Consider the following 10,931-nt stretch of genomic DNA (forward strand, 5'->3'; position numbering starts at 1 on the left):
GCGCGGCGCGCGTCCAAAGAAAAAGCCAGCCCGATAAGGCTGGCTTTTTTTACGCCGGATTGCGGATCACGCGGTTTCGGCGGTTTCTTGCTCGGTTGCGGTCACGGCGCCGGCATTGATGTGGCGGTTGACGGCGCTCAGCACGGCCTGGAAGGAAGCCGTCACGATGTCGCGGTCGATGCCCACGCCAAAGCCCGTGCTGGATTCGCCGACGCGCAGTTCGACATAGGACGCGGCGCGCGTGTCGGTGCCGGTGCCAATGGCGTGCTCGTGGTAGTCCATGATGCGCACGGGCACGTCCAGCGCGGCTACGAAGGCCGAGATGGCGCCGTCGCCCTTGCCCGTCACGATGCGGCGTTCGCCGTTGTATTCCAATTCAGCTTCGATGCTGAAGTGCTGGCCTTCGCCTGCCGACGGATTGCCGTCGATGCGGTGGCGCACCAGCTTCCACGGCGACTTCTGCTCGAGGTATTCGCGGTTGAAGATGGTGTGCACGTCGTCGGCCGTGACTTCGCGGCCGGTTTCGTCGGTGACGCGCTGGATGGCGCGGCTGAATTCGATCTGCAGGCGGCGCGGCAACACCAGGCCGTGTTCCTGTTCCAGCAGGTACGACACGCCGCCCTTGCCCGACTGGCTGTTCACGCGGATGACGGCGTCGTAGCTGCGGCCGAGGTCGGCCGGGTCGATCGGCAAGTAAGGCACTTCCCAGACGGCGTCGGCCTGTTGCTGGGCAAAGCCCTTCTTGATGGCATCCTGGTGTGAGCCCGAGAACGCGGTGAAGACCAGGTCGCCCGCGTACGGGTGGCGCGGGTGAACGGGCAACTGGTTGCAGTACTCGGCGCAGCGGCGCACTTCGTCGATGTCCGAGAAGTCCAGCCCCGGATGCACGCCCTGCGTGTAGAGGTTCAAGGCCAGGGTGACGAGGTCGACGTTGCCGGTGCGCTCGCCGCTGCCGAAGAGGCAGCCTTCGATGCGGTCGGCGCCGGCCATCACGGCGAATTCGGCGGCGGCCACGGCGGTGCCGCGGTCATTGTGCGGGTGCACGCTGAGCACGATGCTGTCGCGGCGCGCCAGGTTCTTGTGCATCCATTCGATCTGGTCGGCGTACAGATTGGGGCTGGTGGCCTCGATGGTGGCGGGCAGGTTCAGCACCATCTTGCACTCGGGAGTGGGCTGCCATACGTCGGCCACGGCGTTGGAGACTTCCAGCGCGAACTCGGGTTCGGTGGTGCTGAAGACTTCGGGCGAGTACTGGTAGCGCCATTGCGTTTCCGGGTGCTGCGCCATGTACTGCTTCACCAGGCGCGTGCCGGTGGTGGCGATGTTCTTGATTTCGTCCTTGCTCATGTTGAACACGACCTTGCGGAACGCCGGGGCGCAGGCGTTGTACAGGTGGACGATGGCTTGCTTGGCGCCGGCGGCGGATTCCACCGTGCGGCTGATCAGGTCTTCGCGCGACTGGGTCAGCACGATGATGGTGACGTCGTCAGGAATGCGCTTTTCGTTGATGAGCTTGCGCACGAAATCGAAGTCGGTCTGCGAAGCGGACGGGAAGCCCACTTCGATTTCCTTGAAGCCGATCTTCACCAGCTGTTCGAAGAAGCGGAGCTTGCGCTCGACGCTCATCGGCTCGATCAGGGCCTGGTTGCCGTCACGCAGGTCCGTGCTCATCCAGATCGGCGCCTTGGTGATGCGGCGGCTGGGCCAGGTGCGTTCGGAAAAGTCGCGGGTAAAGGGCGCGAAGGGGACGTATTTGGTGGCGGGGTTGGCAAGCATCATTACTACACCTCGATCGGTTTCTTTTGAATCCCGGGAATGCTTCCCTAGGCGGCTGCGCGACCGGATTGCGGTCTTGCGCCAGGATTTGCCGTGATTGACCGGCAGGATTCAGAGATAAAAGGGGGAAATCGCGTGTGGCAAGCGTGGTTGCCGAGCTACCACGGGGACACTAGGCCCGGCAACCGATCGGTAGGTATAGCGATAGCGCGTAGGAGGAGAAACGAGCGCGCAGGCCGGCAACCGGAGCGTCGTAGCGTCCGGTGGCAATCGCGAAGGGGGTGCGGTGAGCGGCCATAGGTTGCTAGTCAAACACATTTTTGCCGAATGCGCAACTGAACACTCTTTTGTGTTGAGGTGAAATATATGCCGGTGGCAACGCATTTTGCTGAAGAATATTCGGCAAAACGAGGTTGGACGGGGGCGGGAGGCACGCTATGGGGTTGCCAGGCCAGGCGTACGGCTGAAGCAAAAAAACAGGCCGCCTGTCGGCGGCCTGCTATGGCAATGGAGGGAGGACGGACGGGCTTACCGGGCCGGGCCGATGCGCGGTTCCACGTAGCGTTCGCTGCGTGCTTCGCGGCGGACCTCGTCGCGCGGATCGCGCGGCTGGCGGTCGGACGGCTCCAGGATGCGGGCCTGTTCCGCGACCATGGCGATCTTGCCGGCGCGGTTGTGGCGGATTTCAGACAGGGAGCGGCGCAGATCGCCCACCGTGAAGGGCTCCTGGCGATCGCCCCAGGTCCAGCGCAGCACGCCCAGCGTTTCTTCGGTCAGGTTGGGCGCCAGGTCGGCCAGCACGCTGGTTTCGACCGGGGTGGCGCTGCCGGAAGCCAGGCTGGCGGACAGCCAGGCGCGCAGCGTGAAGAACACGATCAGGGTCCAGATGCCGGCCACCACCCACCAGATGTAGGGGTTGACCTTCTGCACCATGTCCACGGTCGGCTGCCCCAGGGAATGCAGGAACTCGTAGTTCACGGTGCGGCCGAAATTCAGTATCCAGTTGGCGGCGAGATACCAGATGACCACAGCGACGGCGATGACGATCGCACGCATTACGAGTCGGGGAAGCGCCAGTTTGAGCAGGGTCTGGCCAATGAGGCGGCAGTCCTGGCGGACGCTTGCGGGCGAAGTCAGATTCATCATGCAAAATATTGTACCTATGACCCGTCCAATTTTAGAACTGCGACCAGGTCAGCATTTGACGCTGACGCCACAACTGCAGCAATCGATCCGATTGTTGCAGCTGTCCACGCTCGACCTCGAAGCCGAGATTTCGCAAGTGCTGGCGGAGAACCCGCTCTTGGAGCGGCAGGACGAAGCGCCGTCGGCCGAGGCGCCGGCCGAGTCCGACCGCGAGTCCTCGGTGCAGGATGACGAGCCCGCCGCCGAACGCGACTCGCCGGTGGATGAAATGCCGGGTTCGGGCGGGGTCTACCCCGACGAAGACTCCAGCCGGCCCGAGGCCGCTCGGCCGGATACGCTGCGCGAGCACCTGCTGGGCCAACTGATGTTGACGCGCGCCGCGCCGCGCGACGCCGCGCTCGCCGGTCTTCTGATCGACGAGCTGGACGAAAACGGCTACCTGGGATCACCGCTGGAGGAAATCCTGGACTGGTTGCCGCCCGAACTGGAACCGGACATCGACGAGCTGAAGGCGGCCTTGTCGCTTTTGCAGTCTTTCGATCCGCCCGGCATAGGCGCGCGCGACATGGCGGAATGCCTGCTGTTGCAGCTACGCAACCCGGATCTGGATCGACTGCCTGAAGCCGCGAATGCCGCGGTCCTGGCTTGCGCGCGCCAGATCTGCGCGCAGCACCTGGCCTTGCTGGCGACGGGAAACGCCGCGCGCCTGTGCGCGGCCGTGGGCTGCGACGAAGCCACGTTCCGCTCCGCCCATGCCCTGATCCTGCGCCTGGAGCCCCGCCCGGGGCGTGCCTGGACCGTGCCCGCGGCCGATTACGCGGTGCCGGACGTCATCGTACGCAAGACGCGCGGCGGCTGGCAGGTCACCCTCAACAGCGCCGCCGTGCCCAAGCTGCAGATCAACGGGCTGTACGCCCAGATGCTGGGCAACCAGAAGGAATCCGCGCATGCGGGCCTGCAATCGCAGCTGCAGCAGGCCCGTTGGATGATCCGCAACGTGGAACAGCGCTTCGACACCATCCTGCGGGTGGCCCAGGCCATCGTGCAGCACCAGACGGCCTTCTTCAGCCAGGGGCCGGCCGCCATGCGGCCGCTCATCCTGAAGGACATCGCCGGCGAGCTCGGTTTGCATGAATCCACCATTTCACGGGCCACAACACAGAAGTACATGCTCACTCCGTTTGGCACGCTTGAACTCAAGCGCTTCTTCGGCACGGGGGTTTCGACGGACGGCGGGGATGCCACCTCGGCCACGGCAGTGCAGACTTTCATCCGCCAGATGGTGGCCGAAGAGAACCGGGCCAAGCCTTTGTCTGACAGCCAGATCATGCAAAAGCTGGCCGATCAGGGGATAGTCATCGCCCGAAGGACGGTGGCAAAGTACCGCGAAGCGCTGCGGATAGCCCCGGCGGCGTTGCGCAAGGCGCAGGCGGCAGCCCGCTGACCCGGGTCATGAAATGAGGGACGGGGTTATGAAAATTCGTCCCTAATTTCAAAGACTTGCGTGACACTTTGGTTGCAAATTTATTTGCATGCGGGGCTTGTCAGTAGCGGAATAATTTTCGATAATTATTCTCATGTACATTTGCGTATGTAATGCCATCACCGAACGCCAAGTCCGCGCCAGCGTGGACGCGGGTGCGACGACGCTTTCCGACCTGCAATTCGAGCTGGGCGTGGCCACGTGCTGCGGCTGCTGCGCGGCTACCGCGACCGAATACCTGCCGGGCGGACGCTGTTCCAGCGTATGCGACGTGCGTTCCATAGCCGTTCCGGTCAATCCTCCGGCCGCTCTGGTCGAGTCGGGCGCGCCTGCTGCCAACAGCAGCTTCCCGATTCCCCTGGTCGCCATCGCCTGAGGATGGTCGTCTCTTACCGGCTCGCTGCCGTCACGCAGCGGGCCGCGTTGCTTCTTTCTCGCAAAATTCCCGGATAGTCATCGCCAGTTGGCGCGCAGGTTCGCGCAGCGTATCGGCCAGGCATAACGCCAATTCGGTCGACGGCACGGACGGCAGCCCTGCGTCGATGATTCGATGGTCCGGCAAGAGGCAACGCCGCTCCAGCAGCGCCACGCCCAACCCTCCTGTCAACGCCGCTTGCAGGCCCATCAGATTCGGGCTTTCGTAGGCGATGCGCCAGTGCCGGCCCGAAGCTTCCAGGGCATGGATGGCGCGATTGCGGTAGATGCAGCCTTGCGGAAACGCGACCAGCGGCACCGGCTCGGCGGACGCGAGTTCCATTCCGGGTGCGCCGATCCAATGCAAGTGTTCGGGCCAGGCGGCCAACGCGGCACCCGCGCCGGGCTCGCGTTTGAGCAGCGCCACGTCCAGGTCGCCCCGCTCCAGTGCGCGCGTGAGCGCGGAAGTCAGGTCGCAGCGGACCGATAGCCGCACGCCTGGGCGGGTCCGCGCAAATTCCGACACCAGAATGGTCAGCGCGTCAGCCGCGAAGTCGTCCGGGATGCCCAGCCGGATCACGTCCACGCGCTTGCGCCCGCTGACGGCTTCACGGACCTCGGTCGACAAGGCCAGCATCCGCCGGGCATAGCCCAGGAGACGCTCGCCGTCCTCGGTCAGCAAGACTTGGCGGCCTTCGCGGATGAAGAGCGCGCATTCCAGGGATTCCTCCAGCTTGCGGATCTGCTGGCTGACCGTGGATTGGCTGCGGTGTACGCGTTCGCCCGCCGCCGTGAAGCCGCCGGCATCCACGACGGACACGAAGCTGTGCAAAAGATCGAGGTCAGGCATCGCCGGCTCCATGCATTCATTTTTTAAATACTTTCGATCCGAATAAAGAGTTTGTCAATGGATGGGCGGCCGCGCAGAATTCGTCCATCCGCCGCCACTGCGGCTTAGCGCCACCTTCCGGACTCATCATGAAGGCCACCTCGACCCTTTCCGCCGCCGCCATTCCAGCTCAAGCCTCGCCGGGCATCAGCTGGGCGCCCATCGCAGCTTTTTGCTTTCTGTGGAGCTCGGCGTTCGCTGCGGCCAAGATCGCCGTGCGGGACTGTCCGCCGCTGACCTTGCTGACCATCCGTTTCGTGATCGCGGGAGCCTTGATGCTGGGCCTGGCGGCGGCGAGCGGCCGCTGGAAGATGCCAAGCGCGCGCGATCTGGCCGCGCTGATCCTGTTGGGGGTGCTGAACAACGCGCTGTACCTCGGCCTGAGCTGGTCGGGCATGACGACGGTGTCGTCGGCGTTTACCGCGGTGCTGATCAGCACCAACCCGCTGCTCATCGGCGTGCTGGCCGGCCCAGTGCTGGGCGAACGGCTGGGATGGCGCAAACTGCTGGGCCTGTGCCTGGGATTGGCGGGCGTGGCCCTGGTGCTGCGTTCACGCTTGTCGGGCATGCAGGAGGACCTGCATGGCACGCTGTTGGTGACGGGCGGCCTGGTGGCGCTGGTGGCCGGCACGCTGCTCTACAAGCGTTTGAAGCCGTCCTCCGGCCTGTGGACGTCCACGGGCATACAGTCCCTGGCCGGCGCCGTAGCCTTGCTGCCCTTCGCGTTGATGCACGAGAACATCGGCGATGCGCGCATGACGGCCAGCCTGTTCTGGAGCATGGCCTACATGATTGTCGCGGTGTCGATGGGCGGCTACTACCTGTGGTTCATGATTCTCGGCCGCGCCAGCGCTACTGCGGCAAGCGCGCTGCACTTCCTGATGCCGCCGCTGGGCCTGCTGTTCGGGTGGCTGGTGCTGGGCGAGCACGTATCGTGGCTGGATCTGCTGGGCATCGTCCCGATCGCGTTGGGCATCTGGCTGGCCACGCGGCGCGCCGAGTAACGCGCAGCCCCAGCCGGGGTTGCCGATCCGCAACGAAATGCCGCCGGCCACGAGCCGGCGCGTTTCATGCGGTCGAGGGACGCATCGTTGCCAGCGATCGCGTGGATCGCGCGGCGGATTCGGCGGCATCGCGCGCCGTCAGGCCGCATCGTTGCTGATGCCGGCATGCAAGGCATCACGCACGCATACTCATTCTCATTGGCGTGTCGCTTTCTTGTAGCGCTCCTAAAGCGGTTTACCAAATGCAGCGCAAGGCTAGGCGCGGCCCCGCGCCAGGTGGTAGTCTGCCGGGGTTGCGTACGCGCGGCATCGTGCGCTCCTTTGTCGCGATGCATCTGCGTCGCGCCTGACTGCAAGGAGTCCATCATGAAAGGCGACAAAACCGTCATCCAGTTTCTGAACAAGCAACTGACCAACGAACTGACGGCCATCAACCAATATTTCCTGCATGCCCGCATGCTGAACCATTGGGGCTTCGACAAGCTGGGCAAGCACGAGTACGAAGAGTCCATCGGCGAAATGAAGCATGCGGATCGCCTGATCGCGCGCATCTTCATGCTGGACGGCCTGCCCAACCTGCAGGACCTGCATAAGCTGCTGATCGGCGAAGACGTGCCGGAATTGCTGGCCTGTGACCTGAAGCTGGAGCAGGGCGCGCAGGCGACCGTGAAGGAAGCGATCGCGCATTGCGAATCGGTGCGCGACTATGTCTCGCGCGATCTGTTCCAGGACATCCTGGACGACACCGAAGAGCACATCGACTACCTGGAAACGCAGATCGACCTGATCGACAAGGTCGGCATCCAGAATTATCTGCAAAGCCAGATGTCCGTGCCGGAGTAATGTTCCGGTCATAAAAATGGCGCCCTGCGGGGCGCCATTTTTTTGTCGGTGTCATGCGGCGCATGCCGCGCGCCGATATTTCAGTTCGGGCGAGCCGGGCACTCGGCCATGGTGCCCCAGGCGCGGTTGGGTCCGCAGTACTTGTTGCGCGCGGCCCAGGAACACGAGGGGCGTTCGAAGAAGCCTTGCGTGGCGCAATGCGCGAGTTCGCGCTTGAGCGCGTCCTGCCAGCCCAGGGCGCCGGGCGCCTGCGCGGTGTTCGGCGGCGGCGGGGGCGCCTGCACCATCTGCGGAGTGCCGTAGCCGCCTGCCTGGACCTGGCCGCCGTTGATGGCGGTGGACGTGCCGGGAGCCTGCAGATCCAGGGTGCTGACGTCCGAAGTGCCCGAAGGCAGCGGCACTTGCGAAGCTGCCGCGATTTCGCGGGCCTGGTCCGGGCTGATGCGTTCGCGCGAGATCTTCACCGCAGGGTCGCTGACGCTGTCGAACAGCGAAACGGTGTTGACCTGCCATTCGCGGTCGGCGGGCTTGTCGGGTACGCCCAAGGTACCGTCGATGCGCGGCTGCGGAGGCTGGGCCACGTAAGGACGGCCGTTGGCATCCAGTACGGGCTGCTGGGATGCCGCGGCATCCTGCCCAGGAGCGGGCGCGGCCACCGGCGCATGCGCCACCAGCCAATCACCCAGTTGAATACCGCCCCAGGCCGACGCGCCAAGCGCGATCAGGAGCGTTGCGAATAAGAAACGCCAAGACATTGCTACCCTCATCTGCCGTGCGGAACCCGAACGGGTCTACGCTTTGTCTCCGAAAACCTTGCCGCCGTGCTCGCGCATGGCATGGAATTTCACATCGGGATACAGTTCCTCGGCCACGCGCAATTGCGCGGGAGAACCGATCAAAAACGCCGCCGCATCCACAACATCATAGGCGATATGGGCGGCATTGGCATCCATGAACTTGCGCAGCGCCTTGGGGTTTTCAGACGTAATCCAACGTGCCATTGTGTAGCGGGAAGGCAGCATCCGCGCGTCCACGCCGTACTCGGTCTTCAGGCGATGGGCGACCACTTCGAACTGCAGTTGTCCGACCGCGCCCAGCAGCAGCGAGCCGCCGGCAGCCTCGGGACGGAACACCTGGATGGCCCCTTCCTCGCCCAATTGGGTGAGACCGGTGCGCAACTGCTTGGTGCGCAGCGGATCCTTCACTTCCACGGCCTGGAACAGCTCGGGGGCGAAGAACGGCAGCCCCGTGAACTGCAGCGTCTCTCCTTCGGTAAGCACGTCGCCCAACTGCAGCACGCCGTGGTTGGGAATGCCGATCACGTCGCCGGCATAGGCCTCGTCCAGCAGCTCGCGGCGCTGTGACAGGAAGGACACCACGTTGTTGGGGCGCATTTCCTTGTTGGTGCGCGCGACCTTCAGGCGCATGCCGCGTTCGAAGCGGCCGGAGCTTACGCGCACGAACGCGACGCGGTCGCGGTGGGCCGGATCCATGTTGGCCTGCACCTTGAACACCACGCCGGTGAACTTGGGTTCCACGGGCTGCACCAGGCGCTGCATGGACTCGCGCGGGCCCGGGGGCGGCGCCTGTTCGACCAGCGCGTCCAGCACTTCCTGCACGCCGAAGTTGTTGATGGCGGAGCCGAAGAACACAGGCGTCTGCTTGCCGGCCAGGAATTGTTCGCGGTCGAAGGCGGGCGCGGCTTCGTTGATGAGTTCGATCTCGCCGCTGGCCTGCTCGAACGCCGAGCCGAAGCGCCGGGCGATTTCGGGATTGCTCAGGCCTTCGATGAAGTCGTCCTTGTCCGAGCGGCGTTCCTGGCCGGGGCGGAACACGCGCATGCGGTCCTGGCGGATGTCGAATACTCCGCCGAAGGCCTTGCCCATGCCGACCGGCCAGGAGAACGGCACCGCGTCCATGCCCAGGTGGCCTTCGATTTCGGACAGCAGTTCCAAAGGTTCGCGCACTTCGCGGTCCATCTTGTTGATGAACGTAATGATGGGCGTGTTGCGCGCGCGGCAGACCTGCAAGAGGCGGATGGTTTGCGGCTCCACGCCGTTGGCGGCGTCGATCACCATGAGTGCGGCGTCCACGGCCGTCAGCACCCGGTACGTGTCTTCGGAGAAGTCCGCGTGGCCCGGGGTGTCGAGCAGGTTGATGACGCAATCGCGGTATTCCATCTGCATCACCGAAGACGCCACGGAAATGCCGCGCTGCTTTTCGATTTCCATCCAGTCGGACGATGCATGGCGCGAAGCCTTGCGCGCCTTGACGCTGCCGGCGATCTGGATCGCGCCTGCGAACAGCAACAGCTTTTCGGTCAGTGTCGTCTTGCCCGCGTCGGGGTGGGAAATGATGGCGAACGTACGGCGCCGCGCTACTTCGTGAGGGATGTTCATGATCGGAAGGATTTTACTTGGCGCCGCTTTTGGGCCCGGCGCGGTCCGGTATCGGGCATGAAAAACGCGCGGGGCATGCGCCGTCGCCAGCGCATGCCCCGCGCATGGGGTTCAGGAATGGCGGCGGAACGAAGCCAGGAACACGCCGGCCAGGATGAAGAGCGAACCGAAGGTCCGGTTCATCCAGCGGATATGCTTGGCGCTGCGCAGCAGGCGCAGCACGCGCGCCGCCAGCAGCGTGTACACGCCCATGGCCACCAGGTCGGTGAACGCCAGCGTGGCGGCGATCGCCGCATACTGCTGCGTCAGCGGCAGCGCGGTATCCACGAACTGCGGCACCACGGCCAGCAGGAACACCGTGCCCTTGGGGTTCATGGTGTTGATCAGGAAGCCGCGCAGCACCAGTTCCCGGATCGTGGCGCGCTTGGGATCGCCGGAATCCACCGTGACGGGCGCCGCATCCGTGCGGATCTGGCGCACGCCCAGGTAGATCAGGTAGGCCACGCCCAGATACTTGACCACGTTGAAGGCCACCTCGGAGGTGGCCAGCACCGCGCCCAGCCCCACGGCCACCACCACGAACTGGAACAGGATGCCCATGATCAGGCCTGCCGTGTTCCAGTAGCCGCGCGCAAAGCCGTACTTCAGGCCGGAGGACATCGCCGAGATCGCGCCCGCGCCAGGCGAGAACGAAATGGCCCAGGAGGCCAGGAAGAACGTCAACCAGGTAGATAAGGGCATGGCGCGGGTCCGTGGGTAGCGGTTGCGGTGATATTACTTGCTCAGCAACGCGGCGCGCGGCGCGCCCGAGGGGCGACCGGAACCGCCATTGCCTGCCGGGCGGCCGGAGCCCTCTGGACGGCGATGGTTCTGCTGCGGACGGCCTTCGTTGCGGCCGGCGTGGGCCGGACGGTCGGCGGGCTTGCCGTCGCGCGGGCCATGGCTGGCGCGGCCTTCGCCGCCGGCACGGGCCGGCG

At 64.8% G+C, this 10,931-nt stretch carries 10 protein-coding genes and 1 pseudogene; 4 read left to right on the plus strand and 7 right to left on the minus strand.

Annotated features, from left to right (window positions below; translation table 11 throughout):
• Positions 1 to 66: 66 nt before the first annotated feature.
• Positions 67 to 1,779 (minus strand): 2-isopropylmalate synthase, encoded by a 1,713-nt coding sequence (gene leuA, locus HV766_RS18460; RefSeq protein WP_175181660.1) that lies wholly within the window; start codon positions 1,777 to 1,779, stop codon positions 67 to 69.
• A gap of 525 nt (positions 1,780 to 2,304) precedes the next feature.
• Complete coding sequence (locus HV766_RS18465) at positions 2,305 to 2,922, minus strand: hypothetical protein (RefSeq protein ID WP_119449845.1); 618 nt, start codon at positions 2,920 to 2,922, stop codon at positions 2,305 to 2,307.
• A gap of 16 nt (positions 2,923 to 2,938) precedes the next feature.
• Between HV766_RS18465 and rpoN the strand changes: the two genes are divergently transcribed.
• Positions 2,939 to 4,366, plus strand: a complete 1,428-nt coding sequence (rpoN, locus tag HV766_RS18470; RefSeq protein ID WP_441294103.1) for an RNA polymerase factor sigma-54 — start codon at positions 2,939 to 2,941, stop codon at positions 4,364 to 4,366.
• Positions 4,367 to 4,499: 133 nt separating this feature from the next.
• The gene (locus tag HV766_RS18475; RefSeq protein ID WP_054455575.1) at positions 4,500 to 4,781 is read left to right on the plus strand and encodes a (2Fe-2S)-binding protein; all 282 of its coding nucleotides are present in this window, start codon (positions 4,500 to 4,502) and stop codon (positions 4,779 to 4,781) included.
• Between the two features lie 30 nt (positions 4,782 to 4,811).
• On the opposite strand, the gene HV766_RS18480 is transcribed toward HV766_RS18475, so the two are convergent.
• Positions 4,812 to 5,669 (minus strand): LysR substrate-binding domain-containing protein, encoded by an 858-nt coding sequence (locus HV766_RS18480; RefSeq protein WP_054455574.1) that lies wholly within the window; start codon positions 5,667 to 5,669, stop codon positions 4,812 to 4,814.
• Between the two features lie 128 nt (positions 5,670 to 5,797).
• On the opposite strand from HV766_RS18480, the gene HV766_RS18485 reads away from it, so the two are divergent.
• Together HV766_RS18485 and bfr are read left to right on the plus strand one after the other, a co-directional pair.
• Positions 5,798 to 6,712, plus strand: a complete 915-nt coding sequence (locus tag HV766_RS18485) for a DMT family transporter (protein ID WP_054455572.1) — start codon at positions 5,798 to 5,800, stop codon at positions 6,710 to 6,712.
• Positions 6,713 to 7,078: 366 nt separating this feature from the next.
• A complete protein-coding gene (bfr, locus tag HV766_RS18490) occupies positions 7,079 to 7,555 on the plus strand; it encodes a bacterioferritin (RefSeq protein WP_013390908.1) in 477 nt (158 codons plus the stop codon).
• An 80-nt stretch (positions 7,556 to 7,635) separates the two neighbouring features.
• Here the strand turns inward: bfr and HV766_RS18495 are convergent, their stop codons facing one another.
• The 4 genes and pseudogenes from HV766_RS18495 to HV766_RS18510 form a co-directional block, all read right to left on the minus strand.
• Positions 7,636 to 8,322: a hypothetical protein gene (locus HV766_RS18495; protein ID WP_175164340.1), complete on the minus strand. Its 687-nt coding sequence runs from the start codon at positions 8,320 to 8,322 to the stop codon at positions 7,636 to 7,638.
• A gap of 24 nt (positions 8,323 to 8,346) precedes the next feature.
• Complete coding sequence (locus HV766_RS18500) at positions 8,347 to 9,954, minus strand: peptide chain release factor 3 (RefSeq protein WP_054455568.1); 1,608 nt, start codon at positions 9,952 to 9,954, stop codon at positions 8,347 to 8,349.
• Between the two features lie 111 nt (positions 9,955 to 10,065).
• A complete protein-coding gene (locus HV766_RS18505; protein WP_054455566.1) occupies positions 10,066 to 10,695 on the minus strand; it encodes a LysE family translocator in 630 nt (209 codons plus the stop codon).
• Between the two features lie 33 nt (positions 10,696 to 10,728).
• Positions 10,729 to 10,931, minus strand: a pseudogene (locus HV766_RS18510) (DEAD/DEAH box helicase); the annotation flags it as partial.

Source organism: Achromobacter aegrifaciens, assembly GCF_902859735.1.
In the GTDB taxonomy this organism is placed as follows: Bacteria; Pseudomonadota; Gammaproteobacteria; order Burkholderiales; family Burkholderiaceae_B; genus Achromobacter; species Achromobacter aegrifaciens.

What these genes read in the sequence shown, in the direction of transcription:
- leuA (WP_175181660.1), bottom strand. Translation starts at nt 1,779, where the DNA reads ATGATGCTTGCCAACCCCGCCACCAAATACGTCCCCTTCGCGCCCTTT.
- HV766_RS18465 (WP_119449845.1), bottom strand. Translation starts at nt 2,922, where the DNA reads ATGATGAATCTGACTTCGCCCGCAAGCGTCCGCCAGGACTGCCGCCTC.
- rpoN (WP_441294103.1), top strand. Translation starts at nt 2,939, where the DNA reads ATGACCCGTCCAATTTTAGAACTGCGACCAGGTCAGCATTTGACGCTG.
- HV766_RS18475 (WP_054455575.1), top strand. Translation starts at nt 4,500, where the DNA reads ATGTACATTTGCGTATGTAATGCCATCACCGAACGCCAAGTCCGCGCC.
- HV766_RS18480 (WP_054455574.1), bottom strand. Translation starts at nt 5,669, where the DNA reads ATGCCTGACCTCGATCTTTTGCACAGCTTCGTGTCCGTCGTGGATGCC.
- HV766_RS18485 (WP_054455572.1), top strand. Translation starts at nt 5,798, where the DNA reads ATGAAGGCCACCTCGACCCTTTCCGCCGCCGCCATTCCAGCTCAAGCC.
- bfr (WP_013390908.1), top strand. Translation starts at nt 7,079, where the DNA reads ATGAAAGGCGACAAAACCGTCATCCAGTTTCTGAACAAGCAACTGACC.
- HV766_RS18495 (WP_175164340.1), bottom strand. Translation starts at nt 8,322, where the DNA reads ATGAGGGTAGCAATGTCTTGGCGTTTCTTATTCGCAACGCTCCTGATC.
- HV766_RS18500 (WP_054455568.1), bottom strand. Translation starts at nt 9,954, where the DNA reads ATGAACATCCCTCACGAAGTAGCGCGGCGCCGTACGTTCGCCATCATT.
- HV766_RS18505 (WP_054455566.1), bottom strand. Translation starts at nt 10,695, where the DNA reads ATGCCCTTATCTACCTGGTTGACGTTCTTCCTGGCCTCCTGGGCCATT.